General features: G+C 73.5%; 1 protein-coding gene. It reads left to right on the forward strand.

Features of this window, described 5'->3' with window-relative positions; genetic code table 11:
- Window positions 1-121: 121 nt before the first annotated feature.
- Window positions 122-1,414, forward strand: coding sequence for an alpha/beta fold hydrolase (locus ABZ371_RS32550; protein WP_358686529.1), 1,293 nt, complete (start codon window positions 122-124; stop codon window positions 1,412-1,414).
- Window positions 1,415-1,512: the final 98 nt, after the last annotated feature.

The raw sequence follows: 1,512 nt of genomic DNA on the forward strand, positions 1-1,512 counted from the left end.
CGCCGCACCCGATCATGTGTGCAGGGTAGGAGCCGCCGCGGCCGAGCGCACACGGGCCGGGCCCGACCGGGTCGCGGCCCGTGTGCTGAACTGTCGGGGATCACCGGAAGCAGGAGCACCCTTGAACAGTCACCGCCACCCCGGCCTCGTCCTCACCGACCACCGGTTCACCGTCCCCCTCGACCACGCCGATCCGGACGGGGAGACGATCGAGGTGTTCGGACGGGAGGTCGTCGCCGCCGCGAAGGCCGGCGAGGACCTGCCGTGGCTCCTCTACCTGGAAGGCGGACCCGGCTTCGGCGCCCGCCGCTTCGTCGGCGCGGAGGCTTGGCTGGGGCGAGCCGTGCGCGAGTTCCGCGTACTCCTCCTCGACCAGCGCGGCACCGGTCTGTCCACCCCGGCCAACCGCCAGACGCTCCCCGTGCGCGGCGGGCCGGGTGAACAGGCCGACTACCTGGCCCATTTCCGCTCCGACGGCATCGTCCGTGACTGCGAGCTGATCCGCCCGCAGCTGACCGGCGGGGCGCCCTGGACCGTGCTCGGGCAGTCCTTCGGCGGCTTCTGCGCGGTCCGGTACCTCTCGGCGTCCCCCGAAGGGCTCGAAAGGGTCCTGATCACCGGAGGGCTGCCCTCCCTCGACGCACACGCCGACGACGTCTACCGGGCTGCCTACCCGCGGATCGAGCGGAAGGTCGCCGCGCACTACGCCCGGTACCCGCAGGACGTCGCCCGCGCCCGCGCGATCGCCACGTACCTCGCCGAGCGCCGGCCTCACAGCGGTGGGCACCACCTGACCTCCGAGGGCTTCCGGTCGCTCGGCATCCTGCTGGGCAGCGGCAACGGCAGCCACCAGTTGCACCACATCCTCGAGAACGCCTTCGTCACCGGCCCGCACGGCGCCGAACTGTCCGACGCGTTCCAGGAATCCATGCGCACGGCCACCTCGTTCGCGCCCCACCCGCTGTACGCCGTGATGCACGAGGCGATCTACGGGCAGGGCGCGCGGCCCACGGCCTGGGCGGCGGAGCGGGTCCGCACCGAGTTCCCCGCGTTCGACGACGCCACGGGGGACGGCCCGGTGATGTTCACCGGCGAGAGCATCCACCCGTGGCACTTCGACGTGGACCCCGCACTGCGCCCGCTCCGGGAGACCGCCGAGCTGCTCGCCGCCCGCACCGGCTGGCCCGTCCTGTACGACGTGGAACGCCTCGCGGCCAACGAGGTGCCGGTGGCGGCGGCCGTGTACCACGACGACATGTACGTCGACACCGCCCACTCACTGCGCACCGCCGCCTCGATCCGCGGCCTGCGCACGTGGGTGACGAGCGAGTACGAGCACGACGGACTCCGTGCCGGCGGCCCTCACGTACTCGACCGGCTGCTCGCGCTGGTCCGGGATGAGTGCGACCGCTGAGGGCTGCGTGTGATCGCCGCCCCGGGCCTCCGCGCGGAGCCGGCACGGCGCACGGGCAGGAGGCGGACGCCCGTGTGCCGGGCGGGCGCGTCCACGCT

The organism is Streptomyces sp. NPDC005899 (genome assembly GCF_040629645.1).
Classification (GTDB): Bacteria; Actinomycetota; Actinomycetes; order Streptomycetales; family Streptomycetaceae; genus Streptomyces.